This window comes from Clostridium sp. AF37-5, assembly GCF_003477605.1.
Lineage (GTDB): Bacteria > Bacillota > Clostridia > Lachnospirales > Lachnospiraceae > Eubacterium_F.
Map to the genome: position 1 here is coordinate 13,860 of NZ_QUDR01000014.1, position 19,514 is coordinate 33,373.

General features: G+C 41.2%; 17 protein-coding genes. 16 read left to right on the forward strand and 1 reads right to left on the reverse strand.

The annotated features are described in order from the left end of the window. Window positions 1–121 precede the first annotated feature (121 nt). From DW019_RS09665 to mnmA, 5 genes are all read left to right on the forward strand, one after another. Entirely contained in the window at window positions 122–2,527 is a 2,406-nt protein-coding gene (locus tag DW019_RS09665) for a phosphoketolase family protein (protein WP_022377736.1), read from the forward strand. Window positions 2,528–2,603: 76 nt separating this feature from the next. Further along, window positions 2,604–3,302 carry a tRNA (N6-threonylcarbamoyladenosine(37)-N6)-methyltransferase TrmO gene (tsaA, locus tag DW019_RS09670; protein WP_117478241.1) on the forward strand — a complete coding sequence of 233 codons (699 nt, stop codon included), beginning with the start codon at window positions 2,604–2,606 and terminating at the stop codon, window positions 3,300–3,302. 42 nt (window positions 3,303–3,344) lie between these two features. Next, a complete protein-coding gene (gene nifS, locus DW019_RS09675; RefSeq protein WP_022377734.1) occupies window positions 3,345–4,538 on the forward strand; it encodes a cysteine desulfurase NifS in 1,194 nt (397 codons plus the stop codon). After that, window positions 4,539–4,964, forward strand: a complete 426-nt coding sequence (nifU, locus tag DW019_RS09680; protein WP_022377733.1) for a Fe-S cluster assembly scaffold protein NifU — start codon at window positions 4,539–4,541, stop codon at window positions 4,962–4,964. It begins immediately after the preceding gene. After that, window positions 4,954–6,051, forward strand: coding sequence for a tRNA 2-thiouridine(34) synthase MnmA (gene mnmA, locus DW019_RS09685; RefSeq protein ID WP_118443257.1), 1,098 nt, complete (start codon window positions 4,954–4,956; stop codon window positions 6,049–6,051). The genes nifU and mnmA overlap by 11 nt, the downstream gene beginning before the upstream one ends. On the opposite strand, the gene DW019_RS09690 is transcribed toward mnmA, so the two are convergent. Beyond that, the gene (locus DW019_RS09690; protein WP_347474418.1) at window positions 6,048–6,788 is read right to left on the reverse strand and encodes an SDR family NAD(P)-dependent oxidoreductase; all 741 of its coding nucleotides are present in this window, start codon (window positions 6,786–6,788) and stop codon (window positions 6,048–6,050) included. The genes mnmA and DW019_RS09690 overlap by 4 nt on opposite strands. A 566-nt stretch (window positions 6,789–7,354) precedes the next feature. Here DW019_RS09690 and DW019_RS09695 point away from each other — a divergent pair. From DW019_RS09695 to DW019_RS09745, 11 genes are all read left to right on the forward strand, one after another. Then, window positions 7,355–8,473 (forward strand): LytR C-terminal domain-containing protein, encoded by a 1,119-nt coding sequence (locus DW019_RS09695; RefSeq protein ID WP_182431089.1) that lies wholly within the window; start codon window positions 7,355–7,357, stop codon window positions 8,471–8,473. A 38-nt stretch (window positions 8,474–8,511) separates the two neighbouring features. Next, entirely contained in the window at window positions 8,512–9,249 is a 738-nt protein-coding gene (locus tag DW019_RS09700; protein ID WP_147353023.1) for a WecB/TagA/CpsF family glycosyltransferase, read from the forward strand. Between the two features lie 5 nt (window positions 9,250–9,254). Further along, window positions 9,255–10,103 (forward strand): YitT family protein, encoded by an 849-nt coding sequence (locus DW019_RS09705; RefSeq protein WP_022377728.1) that lies wholly within the window; start codon window positions 9,255–9,257, stop codon window positions 10,101–10,103. A 140-nt stretch (window positions 10,104–10,243) separates the two neighbouring features. Beyond that, complete coding sequence (gene ugpC / locus DW019_RS09710) at window positions 10,244–11,356, forward strand: sn-glycerol-3-phosphate ABC transporter ATP-binding protein UgpC (RefSeq protein ID WP_022377727.1); 1,113 nt, start codon at window positions 10,244–10,246, stop codon at window positions 11,354–11,356. Between the two features lie 116 nt (window positions 11,357–11,472). Continuing rightward, entirely contained in the window at window positions 11,473–12,843 is a 1,371-nt protein-coding gene (locus DW019_RS09715) for an MATE family efflux transporter (RefSeq protein ID WP_243024143.1), read from the forward strand. Window positions 12,844–12,929: 86 nt separating this feature from the next. Further along, window positions 12,930–14,237, forward strand: a complete 1,308-nt coding sequence (locus tag DW019_RS09720; protein ID WP_118443228.1) for a leucine-rich repeat domain-containing protein — start codon at window positions 12,930–12,932, stop codon at window positions 14,235–14,237. An 85-nt stretch (window positions 14,238–14,322) separates the two neighbouring features. Further along, complete coding sequence (locus DW019_RS09725) at window positions 14,323–15,411, forward strand: helix-turn-helix domain-containing protein (RefSeq protein ID WP_022377724.1); 1,089 nt, start codon at window positions 14,323–14,325, stop codon at window positions 15,409–15,411. 22 nt (window positions 15,412–15,433) lie between these two features. Continuing rightward, window positions 15,434–16,150, forward strand: coding sequence for a cell division ATP-binding protein FtsE (gene ftsE / locus DW019_RS09730; RefSeq protein WP_022377723.1), 717 nt, complete (start codon window positions 15,434–15,436; stop codon window positions 16,148–16,150). Next, on the forward strand, window positions 16,137–17,048 hold the full coding sequence (locus tag DW019_RS09735) for a permease-like cell division protein FtsX (protein ID WP_243024140.1): 912 nt from the start codon (window positions 16,137–16,139) through the stop codon (window positions 17,046–17,048). Before ftsE ends, DW019_RS09735 begins: the two co-directional genes overlap by 14 nt. Before the next feature lie 12 nt (window positions 17,049–17,060). Then, window positions 17,061–18,254, forward strand: a complete 1,194-nt coding sequence (locus tag DW019_RS09740) for a M23 family metallopeptidase (RefSeq protein ID WP_118443230.1) — start codon at window positions 17,061–17,063, stop codon at window positions 18,252–18,254. A gap of 16 nt (window positions 18,255–18,270) precedes the next feature. Further along, on the forward strand, window positions 18,271–19,476 hold the full coding sequence (locus tag DW019_RS09745) for a S41 family peptidase (RefSeq protein WP_118443231.1): 1,206 nt from the start codon (window positions 18,271–18,273) through the stop codon (window positions 19,474–19,476). Window positions 19,477–19,514 lie beyond the last annotated feature (38 nt).

A 19,514-nucleotide genomic window follows, 5' to 3' on the forward strand; every position in this document is an offset into this window, starting at 1 on the left:
TTGACAAAGTGACAAAAACCTCAAAAAATCGATAAAAAAGGTTGAAGAATTTGTCGATTGCCTATATAATGGGAAATGTTGAAAAGTTTAGTTAAAAAGAAAATTTCGAAAGGAGTTCATTATGAGCGAAAATACTTGTCTTGAGAAGCAGCCTCTGTGTGATGAGATGCTGCAGAAGATGGACACATATTGGCGTGCAGCAAACTATTTATCCGCTGGTCAGTTGTATCTGTTGGATAACCCGCTGCTTCGCAAACCACTTACTATGGATCATGTTAAAAAGAAAATTGTAGGTCACTGGGGAACAGTACCGGGACAGAACTTTGTCTGGACTCACTGTAACCGTGTTATCAAACGGTATGATTTGGATATGATTTACATTTCCGGTCCTGGACACGGCGGAAACTTCCAGATTGCAAATACCTACATTGATGGAACATACAGTGAAATCTATCCTAATATTTCTCAGGATGTTGAGGGTATGCAGAAGATGTTCAAACAGTTCTCATTCCCATGTGGAGTACCAAGTCACTGTGCACCGGAGACTCCAGGTTCAATTAATGAAGGTGGAGAACTTGGTTATTCAGTCGCTCATGCGTTTGGTGCCGTATTTGATAACCCGGATTTGATTGCAGTTCCAGTAGTTGGTGACGGTGAATCTGAGACAGGCCCACTGGCAACTTCCTGGCAGTCCAATAAATTCTTAAATCCGATCACAGATGGTGCGGTTCTTCCAATCCTTCATATGAATGGATACAAGATTAGCAACCCTACTGTATTTGCACGTATGTCTCATGAAGAAGTAGAGAATTTCTTCAAGGGATGCGGATGGGATCCGATCTTTGTAGAAGCAAAAGATGAAATGAACGATGGTATCGATCCGGAAGATCATATTGCTATGCACAAGGCTATGTGCGAGGCAATGGACAGCTGTATCGAGAAAATTAAAGCAATTCAGAAACATGCTCGTGAAAACAACGATGCAAAGAGAGTTGCTTGGCCAATGATCGTACTTCGTACTCCAAAGGGATGGACAGGCCCAAGAGTAGTAGACGGACAGAAAATCGAAGGTTCTTTCCGTGCACATCAGGTTCCTATGTCAATGGAAAAACCAGAGCATTTGGATCAGTTGAGAGAGTGGCTGCTTAGCTACAAACCAGAAGAACTCTTCAATGAAGACGGAAGCGTTAAACAGGAGATCGTTGATATGGCTCCTAAGGGAAATGCTCGTATGGGTGCTAACCCACATGCAAACGGTGGTCTTCTTTTGAAAGATCTTCGTCTCCCGGATTTCCGTGAGTATGGTGTAAAAGATGTTGTTCCTGGTGAGACTCAGGCACAGGATATGATCGAGCTTGGTGCTTATGTGCGTGACATCTTCACCTTGAATAAAGAAAATAAAAACTTCCGTATTTTCGGACCGGACGAATCTATGTCTAACCGTCTGTATCATGCATTCGAAGTTGAGAATCGTCCTTGGAATGCAAATATGTACAGTGATGATGACAACCTTGCACTGGATGGACGTATCATGGATGGTATGCTTTCTGAGCATATGTGTGAAGCATGGCTGGAAGCTTATCTTCTTACCGGACGTCATGGTTTCTTTGCTTCTTACGAAGCATTTATCCGTGTTGTAGATTCGATGGCAGCACAGCATGCAAAATGGTTGAAAGTAACAAACCAGCTTTCCTGGAGACAGCCAATTGCATCCTTGAACTTCATTTTGACATCGAATGTATGGCAGCAGGATCATAATGGATTTACACATCAGGATCCAGGTTTCTTAGATCATTTGGCTAACAAGAAGGCAGACGTTGTACGTATGTACCTTCCACCAGATGCAAACTGCTTGCTTTCCTGCTTTGATCATTGTGTAAAGAGCAAGAACTATGTTAATGCAATTGTTGCATCCAAACATCCAAGCAAACAGTGGCTGACAATGGAGCAGGCTGTTAAACACTGTACACAGGGTATCAGTGTTTGGGAATGGGCTAGTAACGACCAGAATGCTGAGCCGGATCTTGTTATGGCATGTTGTGGTGATACACCAACACTTGAGACTCTTGCTGCTACAACAATTCTTCGTGATGCAATGCCTGAATTGAAGATTCGTGTAATTAACGTAGTAGACTTGTTTAAACTTGAGTCTGACAGTAAACATCCACATGGTCTTTCTGACCGTGAGTATGATGCTCTGTTTACAAAGGATACACCGGTTATCTTTGCATTCCACGGATATCCAACACTCATTCATGAGTTGACTTATGAGCGTCATAATAAAAATGTTTCTGTACATGGTTATCAGGAAGAGGGTACAATTACTACTCCATTTGATATGCGTGTTCAGAACGAGATTGACCGCTTCAATCTTGTTAAAGATGCAATTATGCACCTTCCACAGCTTGGAAACAAAGGTTCTTACCTTATCCAGCAGATGAACGACAAATTGGTTGAGCATAAACAGTATATTGCGGAATATGGTCAGGATCTTCCTGAAATTCGCGATTGGAAATGGCACAAATAATTTCACTGTAAGGTGAATGAGAGGGGGCTGTCAGTGGGCAGCCCTCTTTGTTTTGGAAAAATAAAGGGGAATGAAAATGAAGGTAGTTGCAACCATTTATACAGATTTTTCTGAAAAATTTGGAATCCCAAGGCAAGGAGCGTTGGCTCATGAGTCCGAAGGAATTATCGTATTTGAACCGGAATACCGCATGGAAGAGGCACTGCGTGGTATTGAGAAATATTCTCATTTGTGGCTTTTGTGGCAGTTTTCAGAAAATGTATCGAAAAAATGGTCGCCTACTGTCAGACCTCCGAGACTGGGAGGAAATAAGCGAGTAGGCGTGTTTGCCACCCGCTCACCATTTCGCCCGAATCCGATTGGACTAACTGCCGTTCGACTCATTGGTGTGGAGCAGACAAAAAATAAGGGAGCGGTGCTTCAGGTTGCCGGCGTAGACTTAATGAATGGAACGCCGATTTATGATATTAAGCCTTATTTACCGTATGCGGACAGTATCCCGGAGGCATCTTTAGGCTTTGCCGGTGAGCATTTAATGGATGTGCTTGAGGTAGTATGTTCTGATGAATTATGGGGGAAAATACCAGAGGATAAAAGAGGAGCATTAGAAGAGGTATTGAGCCAGGATCCAAGACCGGCTTATCATGAAGATGAGACGAGAAAATATGGTATGGAGTTTTCCGGGTTTGATATTATTTTCCATGTAAAGGAAAAGGTTTTATATGTGGACGAGATTAAGAAAGGAAACTTGACAACAAAATCAAAGTTGTTATAATAAGTATATCCTATCAAAATTATATGAAAAGGAGTGCGAATTATGGACTCATTAATATATTTAGACAATGCTGCAACGACAGCAGTTAAGCCGGAAGTTTTTGAACAGATGATGCCTTACTTTATGGACACATATAGTAATCCGGCGAGTGTTTACAGTTTTGCCGGAAAAGCAAAGAAAGCGGTTGACGATGCGAGAGAGCAGATTGCAAATGCTTTAAATGCGAAAACACCGGCAGAAGTTTATTTTACCGGAGGCGGAAGTGAGGCTGACAACTGGGCAATTAAGATGACAGCAGAAGCTTATCAGAATAAAGGAAAACACATTATTACAACGAAAATTGAGCATCACGCCGTACTTCATACGACTGCATGGTTAGAGCGCAAAGGCTTTGAAGTGACTTATCTCGATGTGGATGAAGATGGTTTGATTTCGTTGGACGAACTGGAGAAAGCTATTCGTCCGGATACGATTTTGATTTCTGTGATGTTTGCCAATAATGAAATTGGAACGATGGAGCCTATTAAAGAGATTGGTGCCATTGCAAAAAAACATGATATTTTGTTCCACACGGATGCGGTTCAGGCATTTGGTCATGTGCCGATTGACGTGCAGGAAATGAACATTGATATGTTAAGTGCAAGCGGTCATAAATTCCATGGCCCGAAAGGAATTGGATTTATGTATCTGCGCAACGGCGTAAAGATTGGACCATTGATTCATGGTGGTGCACAGGAGCGCTCCCGTCGTGCCGGCACACATAATGTACCGGGAATCGTTGGTATGGGTGCAGCGACTGCACTGGCTGTACAGAATATGGAAGAAAATGCGAAAAAGCAGATTGAAGTCCGTGACTATTTGATTTCTCGTATTGAGAAGGAAATTCCTTATGTAAAAGTGAATGGTCACAGAGAGAAGAGACTTCCGAATAATGTAAATGTATGCTTCCGATTTATTGAGGGAGAGTCCCTTCTGATTATGCTTGACCAAAAAGGAATTTGTGCATCGAGCGGCTCGGCATGTACATCCGGTTCTTTGGATCCTTCACATGTATTGCTGGCAATTGGACTTCCTCATGAGATTGCACATGGTTCGCTTCGTTTGACGTTGTCCGAAGAAACAACCAAAGAAGATGCTGATTATGTTGTGGACAATCTGAAAATGATTGTTGAGAGACTTCGCAGCATGTCACCTCTTTATGATGATTTTGTAAAGAAAGAAAGCGAGGGAAAATAAATGTACAGTGAAAAAGTAATGGATCATTTTTCAAATCCGAGAAATGTTGGCGAGATTGAAAATGCCAGTGGTGTAGGAACAGTCGGAAATGCTAAGTGCGGCGATATCATGAGAATGTACTTAGACATTGATGAAGATACAAAAATTATTAAAGAATGTAAATTTAAGACATTTGGATGCGGCGCAGCAGTTGCGACCAGCAGTATGGCAACGGAACTGGTAAAAGGAAAAACGATTTACGAGGCACTGGAAGTGACAAACAAAGCAGTAATGGAAGCTTTGGATGGACTTCCGCCGGTAAAAGTTCACTGCTCGCTTTTGGCAGAGGAAGCCATTCATGCTGCTTTGTGGGATTACGCTGAGAAGCATGGAATTAAGATTGAAGGGTTGGATAAACCAAAGGCAGATATTAATGATGAAGAATAAGAAAACCGTAGTGGTAGGCATGTCCGGAGGGGTTGATTCCTCTGCGGCTGCCTACCTTTTAAAACAACAGGGATACGATGTGATTGGCGTAACGATGCAAATCTGGCAGCAGGAAGATACCTGCACCATCGAGCACGAAGGCGGATGCTGCGGTCTGAGTGCTGTCGAGGATGCCAGACGTGTGGCAAATCAGATTGGAATCCCTTATTATGTGATGAATTTCCGTGAAGAATTTCAGGAAAATGTCATTGATTATTTTGTGAAGGAATATAGAGCGGGAAGAACACCGAATCCGTGTATAGCGTGCAACCGGTATGTGAAATGGGAATCTCTGCTGCAAAAAAGTCTGGCGATTGGTGCTGATTATATTGCGACCGGTCACTATGCTAAGATTGTGCAGTTAGAAAATGGAAGATATACGCTGATTCGCTCGGATGCAAAAGGAAAAGACCAGACTTATGCCTTATATAATCTGACACAGAATCAGTTATCGCATACACTTTTTCCGATTGGCTCATACGAAAAACCGCAGATTCGTGCAATTGCGGAAAAGGCAGGCCTTCAGGTGGCACATAAGCCGGATAGTCAGGAAATTTGCTTTGTGCCGGATAATGATTACGCCGGTTTTATTGAACGCGAGACCAATGAAGTGGAAAAGCCGGGGAATTTTGCTTCGACTTCCGGTGAAATCCTTGGTACACACAAAGGAATCGGGCATTATACGATTGGTCAGCGAAAAGGCTTAGGAATTGCTTTTGGCGAACCGATGTTTGTTGTGGAAATCTGTCCGGAGACAAATGAAGTTGTACTTGGAAAAAATGATGAAGTCTTTACGGACTGGTTAAAGGCAAATCAGGTAAATCATATGGCAGTGGACCACTTTGAAGTGGGACAGAAAGTGACTGCAAGAATCCGTTATAATCATGGCGGGGCAAAAGCGGTAATTTCAGAAGTGACAGAGGATTCTTTTTCTCTTACATTTGAAGAACCTGTCCGGGCAGTTACACCGGGACAGGCCGTTGTTTTATACGATGGTGATTATGTGCTTGGCGGCGGAACGATTTGCCGCAAAGAAAAAGAAGATTAGCACCATCCACCATCAATTGTCAGAATTTGACCTGTCAGATAGATGGGAGCTTTAGAAAGAAGTGAAATTGTTTGTGCCACTTCTTCTACACTTCCCATTCGTCCGGCGGGTATTTCTTCGCATATTTCACGAATTTCGTCTTTTGAAAAACAAGCATTCATCGGAGTATCAATCATACCGCAGGCAAGCGCATTTACGGCGATGTTACTTGGTGCAAGCTCCTTGGCGAGCGCTTTTGTAAACAGATTGATGCCACCTTTGGCTGCCGAATAAGCAACTTCGCAGGAGGCCCCTGCATTTCCCCATACAGAAGAAATCATAAGGATTCGTCCTGCTTTTTTTGATACCATATAAGGCACAATTTTCCTGCAACAGTAGAACGCTGAAGATAAGTCGCTGTTGATTACATTCATCCATTCCTCATCAGACATATCCGTCAGTAATCCAATGTGGGAAATACCGGCGCAGTGCAGGAATAAATCCACATGTCCGAGTGATTCAACCGCTTTTTGTATCAACTGCCCCGCTTCTTTTGCGTTACTCAAATCCCCACAGAGCGAAAAGATAACCGCATCACTGTTTGGTTGTGCATCCATGCACGCCTGTTTGATTTTTTGGAGTTTTTCTTTGGAACGGTGTCCTAATAAAGCCAGTGAATACCCTTCTTTTGCTAACTGGATGGCGGCTGCTCCGCCGATTCCTCCGGATGCTCCGGTGATGACCGCTGTTTTTTTCATTTTCATGCCTCGCTTGTTTTTTTCTTATTTTAGAGCATAAGAGGGTGCAGTGCAAGTAATCTGGTATATTTTTTGTTTTTTGCAGAGAATTAGAAAAAATGTGCGTGTCATGCATCGCTCCCGCTAAGACAAACGCACAGGGGTATCGGCACGCAGACTACGCGTTGCCTGATACCCGTGTGTTTGTAATGCATTCCACTCACATTTTTTCTAATTCTCTGTTAAAACCTAAAAATGTACCAGATTGTACATCTTGATTTTGGTTAGTTAGGGGAGGGCAATAAGCGGTTGGGTTTTGCTTTCTCAGGATTCTAATAATTCAGCAAGAAGAATTCGCAGCGAGTGGCTACAAATACGCAAGTATCAGGCATTGCGTATTTTGCATGCCGATACTTCTGCGTATTTGTCTAAGCGGGAGCGCCCACGAGACGCGAATCCTTCTTACTGAATTACTAGAAACTGAAAAAACGGAAAACAAAAAAGCTAGGATTGAATTTCTCCCCATCATCTGATATAATACTAATACTTATGTGCACATGGCACGCAATTTTTGCGGGAGGAATAGTATGAAAAATCGAAGTATTGCACAAATTATACTTATTAATTTTTTTAAGACAATTGGTGTTATTGTATTGCTGTTAGGCGTAGGTGTACTCAGTTATTATCTTACAATGCTGTTTTTGAAACAGACGCAGCGAGTGGAGAGAAGTACGCAGTACGAGCATGTGATTGATGTAAATCCCGGCAGCATGGAATCCAGCAACTTAATTTACAGCTATGACAAGAAGAGCGGAAAAATCGATGCAATGGTGCTTGAATTGTTTGATGCCGGAACGAAGAACATGACATATGTGACGATTCCTGCCAGTACGCAGATTACGATTTCGGCAAAGACCTATAATGATTTATTAAAGAAAAGTTCCAAACTGCCGCAGGTGATTACGATGTCAGAAATTTCTTCTTATTTTGAAGGAGATGTCAAATATGAGTATGGTATTCTTATTTTGCAGGAGGAATTAAAAGCAGATATCGGTTATTTTACCGCGATGACGTCGGATGAATTTAACAAATGTTTTGAATGGGAGAATGGCAAAAAGAAAAAACTCTGCCCGACAAAACAGCTTTTGGATGAGGCAGCGAAGTGCAGCGATGAAAGTGATATGAATGATTTGATTGAATCCAAATGGGATTCTTTGATTAGTGATGTGACATTGGGTCAGAAGCAGCATTACAGCAAAGAATTAAAACAGGTCAATCGCGAATATATTCACACATATTGTGCAAAAGGGCAGACGTTTAATAAGAAATTTAAGTTAGATAAAACAAAAACTGCCAAGATGATTGAGAAGATCTGGGAGAAAAAAGCATACCAGAGTGCACAAAACAGCACGAGCAGTACATCTTCCACGGAAAATAAAGGAACGGTGTGGATTTATAATGGAAGTAAGATAACCGGACTTGCTGCAAAATATCAGAAAATACTTCAGGAAGACGGTTATGAAGTAAAAGGTGTTGGTAATGCGACAGGTAACATCCGTTCGCAGACAGTTATTTATGCAACAAAGAAAAAGAAAGCCAATGCATTGAAGAAATATTTCAAAAACCCACTGATTCAGACGGCTGATAATATGAGCAGCGGCGCATCCATCGAGATTGTACTCGGTACGGATGATGACATACAGTAACGAAAACCGAACATTCTGACAGAAAGCGAGGTGTTTACGTGGGGACTAAAGTAAATATCATGGACATGCAGGTGGATTTGCTGACCAAAGAAACACTGAAGCAGGAAATGCAAAATTTTCTGGAGAATGAAACGGTGAATGTAGCACATGTTATTTCACTGGATTATATGGATGCCTATGATAAAAATGAGCTGGTGCGTGAGTCGCTCGCTCATGCAGACCTTGTTCTCCCCGGTGAAAAAGCAATACTGACAAGACATCATGTTGATGTTTTGGAGACCGGCGGTATGGCGGTTGATTATCACGCGGAGTTAGAACTGCTTTCGCTTGCAAACGAGAATAACCGGACAATTTATTTGGTGCTGCGAAGTGAGAAAGAAGCCAAAATGGTATATCGCTTTTTATCCGAATATATTGACAGAGATCAGATTGTCGGTATCTATGTGGCGGATGGAGAAGTTGCAGAGGAGAGTCTGATTAATGACATTAACATGAAACTGCCGGATATTGTGCTTTTATCGATGGAGAGCACAGAGCAGGAGGAGTGGCTTGAGAATAACCGTGCGAAGGTGAATACCAAACTTTGTGTGGTGGTAGGAAGTGTGATGCCGCTTTTGTTCCGGGAAAATGTGCCGGTGCCGAAATGGCTGAAAAAACTACATCTGGGAGGTGTTTACCGCTGGCTTTTGGTGATGCCGTATTCCCATTCGCTAAGAAGGCGTATATTTCATAGAAAAATGGACGATTATAATACCAAGAAAAAATTTCGGAGGTAACAAAAATGTCCATATCAGAGAAGCGTATCTTTCGTTCCTATGGTATGATTACCATGGGAACTTTTTTGATGGCTTTGGGAACCTGTCTCATTTATGAGCCGATGTCAATGGTTACCGGAGGATTTTCAGGTGTGGGAATTGTACTTGAAAAATTATTTGGAATTCCGGTGTTTGCTGTGACATTTCTTTTAAACGTCCCTTTGTTTTTTATGGCGAGAAAATTCCATACAAGGGAATATTTATTTCGTTCGCTGTATGCCATGATTACGTTCTCACTGGCATTAGCGGTGATTCCCGTTACCTCCGTTACGCATCAGGACTATTTGATGGCGGCAATACTGGGTGGTGCGTTTCATGGTGGAGGGCTTGGACTTGTGTTTCTTGCAGGAAGTTCAACCGGCGGCACGGATTTGTTAAGTACCCTTTTACATCCGCTGTTCCCAATGATGCGGCTGGCAAATATCATAGGAATTGTCGATGGTATAATTGTTGTTGCCGGTATGCTGGTTTTTGGTGTGCGGACGGCACTGTATTCCATTGTGGCGGTTTTTGTGACTTCGAAAGTAATGGATGGAGTGACATCCGGAATGCGTTATGCAAAAATTATGTATATCATTTCCGACCGGTCGGCAGAAATTGCAGAAATTATTCTGCACCAATTTGAGCGCGGGGTAACGGCACTGCGGGGAAACGGTATGTATTCCGGGAAGGAAAAGCAGATTTTAATGTGTGTTGTTTCACGCCGTGAGGCTGTTTCTATGGTAAAATATGTTAAGGAAGCCGATGAGCGGGCATTTGTGATTGTTGCTGATGCCAGAGAGGTGTTAGGGGAAGGTTTTAGCATCGGTGATTAGCATGCTAAACGGAATCTGTGCAATTTACACAAAAGATTTTTGAATTATTTAGGTATTTTGAATATGGTGTTTTTGATAAAGATAGTGTATAGTATCAGTTAGATGTTTGTGACAATATTATATCCTAGGAGGAATTTCAAATGGCAAGTTTATCTTTAAAAAACATCAATAAAGTATATCCAAACGGCTTTCACGCTGTTAAGGACTTTAACTTAGAGATTGAAGACAAAGAGTTTATTATTTTCGTAGGACCATCCGGATGTGGTAAATCTACTACACTTCGTATGATTGCCGGCTTGGAAGAGATTTCCAGTGGTGAGTTGTGGATTGGTGATAAATTGGTGAACGACGTTGAGCCAAAAGACAGAGATATCGCGATGGTATTCCAGAACTACGCTTTGTATCCACATATGTCCGTATATGACAATATGGCATTTGGTTTGAAACTGAGAAAAGTTGCAAAAGACCAGATTGACCGCCTTGTACATGAAGCAGCTAAAATCCTTGATATCGAGCACTTGCTTGATCGTAAACCAAAGGCTTTGTCCGGTGGTCAGAGACAGCGTGTTGCTATGGGACGTGCAATCGTACGTGATCCTAAAGTATTCCTGATGGATGAGCCGCTTTCTAACTTGGATGCAAAACTCCGTGTACAGATGCGTATCGAGATTTCTAAATTGCATCAGAGACTGGAAACAACAATTATCTACGTAACACATGACCAGACAGAGGCTTTGACACTGGGTACTCGTATCGTTGTTATGAAAGATGGTGTTGTGCAGCAGGTTGATTCTCCACTTGATTTGTATATGAGACCAAACAACTTGTTTGTTGCCGGATTTATCGGTTCTCCTCAGATGAACTTCATCGATGCAAAAGTAGTTGTATCCGGTTCTGAAGTACGTTTGATGTTTGGTTCTAACTCCATTAAACTTCCGGAGAATAAAGCTAAGAAGTTGATTGATAATGGATATGAAGATAAGACAGTTACCTTTGGTATTCGTCCAGAGGACATTAAAGATGAAGAGATGTTCATCAGCAACTCTCCGGATACTACACTGGAAGCTACTGTTAAAGTATACGAGATGCTTGGGGCAGAAGTATTCTTGTACTTCACAGTTGAGACATTTGACATTACTGTACGTGTAAACCCTCGTACAACAGCTCGTCCTGGTGATACAATTAAGATTGCTTTGGATGGTTCTAAGATTCACTTGTTTGATAAAGAAACACAGGAAACAATTACAAACTAGTCTTAGCATAAAATACGTTTTTGCTGGGCGTCTTCTTAAGGAGGCGCCCTTTTTGTGGCGTAAGGGTTTTACAACTAAAAAAGGAGGTTATATGAGTGAGTAACGAAAGTAAGAGTATGGCAGTGCCGGAAGAGAATAAAATGGGTGTCATGCCGGTCGGCAGGCTGTTATTTAGTATGTCGCTCCCAATGATGTTATCCATGCTGGTTCAGGCACTTTATAATATTGTAGATAGTATTTTTGTGGCGAAGTTATCGGAGGATGCTTTGTCTGCGGTTTCCCTTGCCTTTCCGCTTCAGACGTTAATTTTTGCGGTTGGCGGCGGTACCTGTGTAGGTGTGAATGCTCTTTTGTCAAGGGCGTTGGGAGAAAAGGATTTTAAGAAGGCGAATGATGTTGCGATGAATGGTGCTTTTTTGACAGTCCTCAGCTATGTTGTATTTTTAATCCTTGGTCTTACGGTAGTAAAACCATTTTATGTAGGACAGTTAAATGGGACAAGTTCTCCGATTTATGGAATGGGCGTTGACTATTTGAGTACAGTCATGATATTTTCCATTGGTGTTTTTTGTCAGATGTATTTTGAGCGACTGTTGACTTCTACGGGGAAAACTGTGTATACAATGCTCTCCCAGCTTACCGGTGCGGTTATCAATATTATTTTAGATCCGATTTTGATTTTTGGGCTGCTTGGTGCACCGGCAATGGGCGTTACCGGTGCGGCTGTGGCAACCGTAATCGGACAGTGTGGAGCGGCGATTCTTTCTGCTGTATTTAATGTGAAATTTAATCATGAGGTGGATTTGAAAATCAAAGGGTTCCGTCCGAGTGCTAAAATTATCGGACCAATTTATGCGATTGGAATTCCATCCATTATTATGCAGTCAATTGGTTCTGTTATGACTTATTGCATGAATCGGATTTTGATTGGATTTTCTTCGACGGCAACAGCAGTATTTGGTGTTTATTTTAAATTGCAGAGTTTCTTCTTTATGCCATTGTTTGGATTGAATAATGGAATTACACCGATTATTGCCTATAACTACGGAGCACAGAAAAAGCACAGAATGATAAAAACGATTAAAATGAGTCTGGTTGTATCGTTCTGTTTGATGTTTATTGGTTTCTTGGGATTTGAACTGATTCCGGACAAATTACTGGGATTGTTTGAGGCTTCGACAGCGATGCTTACAATTGGAGTTCCGGCACTTCGTATTATTGGAATCCACTTTTTGATTGCTTGGTTCTGCATTATTGCAGGTACGGTATTCCAGTCTTTGGGAAAGGCTGTTTACAGCATGGTGGTTTCGGTTATGCGTCAGCTTGTCGTACTGATTCCGGCTGCATATCTTCTGGCTCATTTTGGCGGCTTGCATGCCACTTGGTGGTCATTCCCGATTGCGGAGAGTATGTCACTTGCGGTATCAACGATATTTCTTATGAGGATTTACAAAAAAATCATCAAACCGCTGCCGGATAAGGAATAAAAATAATATAAAAAATTGTTTTTTTGCAACTTTTCCTCCTTTTGAATCGTCTTATATATAAAGACAATACAAAAGGAGGTTTTATTATGATGAGAAACAAAAGAATACTGGGTGGAGCGTTACTGTTGTCTATGTCATTGCTTGGCGGCGGTTTAAATATGGGATTTTCAAATAACGGACAGCCTGCTATTGTGAAAGCAGCTGACACAAAAAGCCAAAGCACACTGGCGGGATGGAATACAGGCAAAGAGGTAACCTATAAAGGTTCGGAAGCTACATATCATGCGTATTTATCCGAAGATGGAAAAAATGCATGGATTTATCTTGTAGAAACAACAAACAAGACAAAATCCTTAAAGTTTCCGGATACGGTAGAAGGAGCTGTTGTGACAAGAGTAGGTTATGACACGGCACTTCGCAAATTGGAAGATGCAGATGAATTTAACCAGAACATTTCCGGTGTGACCGTTGAGTATGCACATGGTGTTGACGGCTGGAGCGAAAAGACGATAAATGTTGAATCCGTTGTTCTGCCAAAGAACTTGACGATATTAGAGTCAACAGCGCTTAGCGGACTTCGTAAAGTTAAGAGTATTACAATTCCGGATGGTGTGCAGAAAATTAGTGCAGAAACATTTTATGGCTGTAAGAGTCTTAAGGAAGTGAAATTGCCAAAATCACTTGCTTCCTTTGACAATTACACATCCTTTTCCGCCTGTCCGAAACTTTCCAAAGTCACACTTTCGAAGGAAAATAAAAGCTTTAAAATGCAGAAAGGCCTGTTATTAAATAAGAAGGGGACAAAGCTTATCTGGGCAGTGCCGGCGAAAAATAAAATTACAGTTCCTGATAGTGTTACTTCGATTGCGGATAATGCACTCAAAGCAGGAAAAGCAACAAGTGTTTATCTTGGCAAGAAGGTGAAAATAATTGGTAAAGATGCCATTGCCGGAAAGAAGATAACGAAGGTAAGTATTTCTAAGAAAAACAAATGCTTGGGAAAACAGGGACAGTGCATTTACGAGAAAAAGAGTGGTAAGTTATTAATTGCTGTTGCGAAAAAGAATGTAGTAAAAATAGGAAATAAGGTAAAACTGATTAGTGAGGATGCTTCTCTTTGCGGCAGTCGTCAGTTGAAGAAATTGGATATCGGGGCAAGTGTAAAGACATTACAGGGAGCATGGGGTGAATTTTATCGTGCCGGTTATGTGACGACGACAAAAGTTTATTTTCGTTCTAAGAATCCACCGAAACTGACACAGAATAATGATAAAAATTATTGTTATCTTCCAATTTTCAGAGATGTGTATGTGCCGAAAGCATCCTTGAAAAAGTACAAAAAATGGTATAAGAAAAATGATGCCCTTCAATTTGTGAAGCTTAAGACCTTTTGACAATAACCCGAATAAATGGTACAATGGGGAGAAATGAGGTGTTGTGAACGAAAAGTACAAAAGGAGTAGTTAAGGAGGGGCATAAATGATATCAAACCAGATTTTGCAAAATACAATTGATGGTGTAAAAGGAATTACAAAAATAGACCTTAGTGTAGTGGATGCCGATGGAAATGTATTGGCAGAGACGGCAGGTGACAGTGAAGATTACTGTGCGACTGTTAAGATATTTGCGGATTCGCCGGCAGACAGTCAGGCGATTTTGGGATACCAGTTTTTTAAGGTTTATGATGAGAGCCAGTTAGAATACATTGTGGTGGCAAAGGGAGAGGCCGAGGATGTATATATGATTGGAAAGATTGTTGTATTCCAGATTCAGAACTTATTAGTTGCCTATAAAGAACGTTATGACAAAGATAACTTTATTAAGAATCTTTTGCTTGATAACCTCCTTTTGGTTGATATTTTTAACCGTGCGAAGAAACTTCATATCGAGATGAACGCACGCCGGGTTGTTTATATTGTAGAGACAAGTAAGGAAAAAGATAATGGTGCCTTAGAGACTGTACGCAGCATGTTTGCCGGTGGCAACAAGGATTTCATCACGGCAGTGGATGAGAAAAACATCATTATCGTAAAAGAAATTAAGGACAAAGATACTTACGAGGATTTGGAGAAAACCGCACAGGTTATCGTAGATATGTTAAATACTGAGGCAATGGCACGTGTACGTGTGGCGTTTGGAACGATTATCAAGGATATCAAGGAAGTTTCAAGATCCTATAAAGAAGCGAAGATGGCACTGGATGTTGGAAAGATCTTTTACAGTGACAAAAAGGTAATGGCGTATAGTAATCTGGGAATTGGACGGCTGATTTACCAGCTTCCGCTGCCACTTTGTAAAATGTTTATTAAAGAAATTTTCGATGACAACACACCGGATAATTTCGACGAAGAAACCTTGACGACAATTAACAAGTTCTTTGAAAATAACTTAAATGTTTCGGAGACATCGAGACAGCTTTACATCCATCGAAATACGCTTGTTTATCGTTTGGATAAATTGCAAAAGAGCACCGGACTTGATTTGCGTGTGTTTGAGGATGCGATTACATTCCGCATTGCGTTGATGGTTGTGAAGTATATGAACTATTTGGAGACCATTGAGTATTAATTGACGAGAGAGGTTTTGTATCATGGAAACAAAGAAAAAGGTGATACCTATTATTGCAATGGATCATATCAGTAAGCAGTATTCTACAGGTGTGGAAGCGCTAAGTGATGTATCCATTCGCATTCATAAAGGCGAATTTGTATTCGTAGTTGGTAAAAGTGGATCTGGCAAGTCCACTTTTATTAAATTGCTTTTAAAAGAGTTAAATCCGACCGAAGGCCGTATATTTGTCGGTGGCAGACAGGTGACAAATTTGAAGCGCAAACAGGTTTCGTTATACCGGAGAAAGATTGGTGTGGTATTTCAGGATTTTCGTCTATTAAAGAATAAGACGGTATTTGAAAATGTTGCCTTTGCACAGGAAATCATCGGCATGACCAAAAGGGATATTGCAAGAAATGTTCCAATTATGTTAGAGATGGTTGGGTTAAAAGGGAAAGAGAAGATGTATCCGCACGAATTATCCGGCGGAGAGCAGCAGCGTGTAGCGATTGCCAGAGCACTGATTAACCAGCCGACTATTTTGCTGGCGGACGAGCCGACGGGAAATCTTGACCCCAAGACAGCATGGGATATTATGATGTTGTTGGAGGAAGTAAACAAAATGGGTACAACAGTTGTTGTTGTAACTCATAATAATGATGTTGTGGATGTCATGCAAAAGCGTGTTATAAATTTAGAGGATGGCGTTTTGGTAAGAGATGAAAAGAAAGGTGGTTATCAGGTTGAAGGGGATTAATTTATTTTTTCACAGCATCAAACAAGGACTAGCAAATCTGAGAAAAAACCGTATGTTTACCCTGGCTTCCATGGGAACGATTGCAGCCTGTCTATTTGTCTTCGGCTTGTTTTATTTTGTGCTCAGTAATTTCCAGAATATTCTTCACTCGGCAGAACAGTCAGTGGGAATTTCTGTATTTTTTGAAGAAAATCTTTCGGAAAAACAGATTGCTGATATTGGACAAAAAATTGAGAAAAGAGATGAAGTGGAGCGGATAGAATACATTTCTGCTGCACAGGCATGGGAAGACTTTAAACAGGAAAACTTTTCTAAGACACCGGAACTGGCAGAAAGCTTTGGGGATGATAATCCGTTAGCGGAATCAGCATCTTATGCTATTTACTGCAAGGATTTGGAACGACAGTCTACGTTAGTAGAATACTTAAAAAACATAAAAGGAATCCGAAGGATTAAGGAAGCGGATGAAATCGAAGAAGGCTTTTCGAGTGTTAATAAACTGGTTGGTGGTGTGTCACTGGTGCTGATTGTTGTGCTTTTACTTGTATCCGTATTTTTGATTCATTCGACAATTGCGACCGGAATCGCCGTAAGAAAACCGGAAATTGCGATTATGCGTCTGATGGGAGCGTCTGACTTTTTTATCTGGGCGCCGTTTATTGTGGAAGGCGTAGTGATTGGTTTGATTGGTTCAATTATTCCCCTTATTGTGTTGGGGATTTCATACGGACGGATTCTTACTTATATAACAACACATTTTTCTCTTTTTTCGGAGGGACTTGCTTTCCTTACGACAGGAGAAGTTTTTGTGATGTTAGTTCCGATTTCACTGATTTTGGGTGTTGGAATTGGATTCTTTGGCAGTTTTATTACGGTGCGGAGAAATTTAAATATTTAGGAAGTGATAAAGATGAGAAGAAAATGGCTGTTGTGTGGCATATTGTGCGGCGTTGTGTCGCTTTCTGTGTTTGGACAAAACGTAGGTGCCACAAACTATGATAAGCAGATTAAAGAAACAGAAAAACAGCAGAAAGAATGGGAAAACAAGGCGGATAGTCTGCAAAAGGAAATTGAAGAGATTCAGGCCGATAAAGACGATACCTTAAAATATATTGAGAAGTTAGATAAAAAAACAGCATCTCTGGAAGAAGAATTAGAGAAACTTCATGCACAGGTTACGTCGTCTGGAAAAAAGTTAAAGGCAATTCAGAAGGAATTAGCAAAGGCACAGAAGGAAAAAGAAAAGCAGTATACGACGATGAAGCGGCGCATAAAATATATGTATGAAAATGGAAATCAGGAATATCTTGATATTATATTTGGAGCAAAAAGTATTTCTGATTTGTTGAACCGCTCAGAGTATGTTGAAAAAATTTCCGAATATGATAACAAAGTGTTTGCGCATTTTAAGAAGGCAGCACTTACGGTGCAGCAAAAGGAGAAACAGCGTGAACAGCAGACAAATGAGTTAAAGGAATTAGAAACAAAAACAAGGGAAGAAAAGCAAGCGGTGTCCGAGTTAAAGGCGGATAAGAAAACAGAATTGGATAAGATTGATAAAGCGATGGAAAAATCGCAGGATCAAGTAAGTGAGTACACGAAAAAAGCGCTGGAAGCGGAAAATCAGGTGGAAGCACTGCTTCAGAAAAAACAGGATGAGATTGACCGTGAAATGGCGGCAGGCGGCGGAAATTCCGGCGGCAGCACAACAGGATTTGGCTGGCCGTTAAAAGGTGGCGCCGGACGTATTTCTTCGGGATTTGGTGGCAGAAAAAGTCCGACTGCAGGTGCCAGCACATATCATAAAGGTGTCGATTTGGCTGCACCTTCGGGAACGCCGATATTAGCAGTCGGCAGCGGAAAAGTAGTGACCGCTACGTATAGTTCGAGTGCCGGAAATTATATTATGATTTCGCATGGCAACCGTTTGTATACGGTATATATGCACTGTTCCAGACTTGCAGTGAGTGCCGGAAAACAGGTAACAAAAGGACAAGTAATCGGGTATGTTGGATCGACCGGTATATCGACCGGAGCACATCTCCATTTTGGTGTTACGAAAAATGGAAGTTATGTGAACCCGTTAAATTATATTTCGAGATAATGGAGGATAGTGAAAGATGAGGAAAAGACGAGGCAGTGGTTTTTTTGCCGGAATATTTGTTGGCGTATTGTTTTCTATGACATTTTTTCTTGTCATGTATTTTTTAGATATACAGATTCTGCCGGCGTCCTCTCTTGCGTCGGATATTAGAAACCGTGCAGAAATTGTGGAATCGTACATTGACAGCTATTACTGGAAGGACGATGTATCGGATCAAACAATTTCGGAATATGCCGCAAAAGGAATGGTAGCGGCACTTGGCGATAAGTATTCAGCGTATTTTACCAGTGAAGAATTAAAAAGCAGTATGGAAGATGTAGAAGGAGATTACGAGGGAATCGGTGCAAGTGTGCGCTACGATGAAAAAACAAAAAACAAGACGATTCAGGAAGTGCAGAAAGGCAGACCGGCACAGAAAGCCGGATTAAAAGCCGGAGATATTCTGCTTTCTGTAAATGGCGAGGACGTAACAAAATTGTCATTAAATGATACCATTCAGAAGATTAAAGGAAAAGAAGGAAAAAAATCAGAACTCGTTGTTTTGCGGGAAGAAAATGGAGAAAAGACAAAGAAGAAAATTACGGTGACCTGTGAAAAGATTGTTAATCAGACGGTTACACATCGGATGTTGTCCGGGAAAACCGGTTATATTGCCATTACTTCTTTTACAAAGGAAACGGTAAAACAATATGAGAATGCGCTTTCTGACTTAGAGAAGAAGGGACAGAAGGGATTGGTTGTAGATTTGCGAGGCAATGGCGGTGGTTCACTGACGGCGGTTGTGGATATTCTTGACCGGATGCTTCCAAAAGGAAAACTGATAACGGAAAAAAATAAAGTAAATGGTGATAAAGTATATACCTCAACCGATGAAAAGCATTTTGATAAGCCGGTGGCAGTTTTGATTAATGGGGGAAGTGCCAGTGCTTCGGAAGTTTTTGCCGGCTGTATGCAAGACCGGAAAGCGGCTTCGTTAGTCGGTGTCAAAAGTTTTGGGAAAGGAATTGTACAGACTATTTTTTCTCTGGAAAAATCGTGTGGTGGCGGAATTAAACTGACAACTGGGGAATATTTGCTGCCAAGCGGCAGATGTATTCAGGGCAAAGGGTTGACTCCGGATGTGGAAGCAAAGAATCCTTCTGATTTGAAGCAATTCGGTGGAAAAGACGATTACCAGCTGCAAAAAGCAGTGGAAGTGATAAATGAAAAAACAGCCGAATAAGTAAAAGACACAAAAATTTCACATTTTGTGTCTCTCCT

Excerpts from the sequence above, each read along its gene's own strand:
- tsaA (WP_117478241.1), top strand. The coding sequence starts at position 2,604 with ATGAAGGTAGTTGCAACCATTTATACAGATTTTTCTGAAAAATTTGGA.
- DW019_RS09715 (WP_243024143.1), top strand. The coding sequence starts at position 11,473 with ATGGCAGTGCCGGAAGAGAATAAAATGGGTGTCATGCCGGTCGGCAGG.
- DW019_RS09690 (WP_347474418.1), bottom strand. The coding sequence starts at position 6,788 with ATGAAAAAAACAGCGGTCATCACCGGAGCATCCGGAGGAATCGGCGGA.
- DW019_RS09665 (WP_022377736.1), top strand. The coding sequence starts at position 122 with ATGAGCGAAAATACTTGTCTTGAGAAGCAGCCTCTGTGTGATGAGATG.
- DW019_RS09725 (WP_022377724.1), top strand. The coding sequence starts at position 14,323 with ATGATATCAAACCAGATTTTGCAAAATACAATTGATGGTGTAAAAGGA.
- DW019_RS09745 (WP_118443231.1), top strand. The coding sequence starts at position 18,271 with ATGAGGAAAAGACGAGGCAGTGGTTTTTTTGCCGGAATATTTGTTGGC.
- DW019_RS09740 (WP_118443230.1), top strand. The coding sequence starts at position 17,061 with ATGAGAAGAAAATGGCTGTTGTGTGGCATATTGTGCGGCGTTGTGTCG.
- DW019_RS09705 (WP_022377728.1), top strand. The coding sequence starts at position 9,255 with ATGTCCATATCAGAGAAGCGTATCTTTCGTTCCTATGGTATGATTACC.
- mnmA (WP_118443257.1), top strand. The coding sequence starts at position 4,954 with ATGAAGAATAAGAAAACCGTAGTGGTAGGCATGTCCGGAGGGGTTGAT.
- DW019_RS09720 (WP_118443228.1), top strand. The coding sequence starts at position 12,930 with ATGATGAGAAACAAAAGAATACTGGGTGGAGCGTTACTGTTGTCTATG.
- ftsE (WP_022377723.1), top strand. The coding sequence starts at position 15,434 with ATGGAAACAAAGAAAAAGGTGATACCTATTATTGCAATGGATCATATC.
- ugpC (WP_022377727.1), top strand. The coding sequence starts at position 10,244 with ATGGCAAGTTTATCTTTAAAAAACATCAATAAAGTATATCCAAACGGC.
- nifS (WP_022377734.1), top strand. The coding sequence starts at position 3,345 with ATGGACTCATTAATATATTTAGACAATGCTGCAACGACAGCAGTTAAG.
- nifU (WP_022377733.1), top strand. The coding sequence starts at position 4,539 with ATGTACAGTGAAAAAGTAATGGATCATTTTTCAAATCCGAGAAATGTT.
- DW019_RS09695 (WP_182431089.1), top strand. The coding sequence starts at position 7,355 with ATGAAAAATCGAAGTATTGCACAAATTATACTTATTAATTTTTTTAAG.